Source organism: Hwanghaeella sp. LZ110, from assembly GCF_048892525.1.
Lineage (GTDB): Bacteria > Pseudomonadota > Alphaproteobacteria > UBA8366 > Aestuariispiraceae > Pacificispira.
In genome coordinates this window covers 1-421 of sequence record NZ_JBLZHT010000048.1, presented here as the reverse complement: position 1 = coordinate 421, position 421 = coordinate 1, and the positions used below count along the sequence as shown (strand labels likewise).

Genomic DNA, 421 nt, shown 5'->3' with positions numbered 1-421 from the left:
AGCACCCGCATCGTTGTCATTTACTTGTCAATCCGTTGCTGAAAGACCTCAATTCTGCCGGCGCACTGCGCGCAAGACAGCGTAACCAGTCGAAACCGTGGGCTGATGCCCGCCACTCTGGCCGCGATAAGAGGACCCGCCGCCGCCAGGTCCGCTGTTGTCATCAATGGCGTGCTGGCTTTGCCGTTTTGTCCCCATAGCGGTTCTTCGCAATGGGGACAGTTTTGCGGCAAGGTGACGGGCAATTCATCCTGTGTCAGGGGACGCCCGTCATCCGCCTGAACAGGGGCCTGACGCAATCGGTTGGTCTCATCAATATCGATGGTGCCATCTGACGCCATATGCACATTGTACAAACGGGCGGCCCACTCCCCTGTAACTGCGCCACTTGCCAAATCTTGTGCGACAGCGTCGACAGACC

Annotated in this window: 1 protein-coding gene; it reads right to left on the bottom strand. The window is 58.2% G+C overall.

The window, feature by feature from the left end; genetic code table 11:
- Positions 1-20: 20 nt before the first annotated feature.
- Positions 21-421, bottom strand: a 401-nt coding sequence (locus tag ACOSDM_RS20155) for a hypothetical protein (protein WP_420726325.1), incomplete at its 5' end; no start/stop codon positions are given.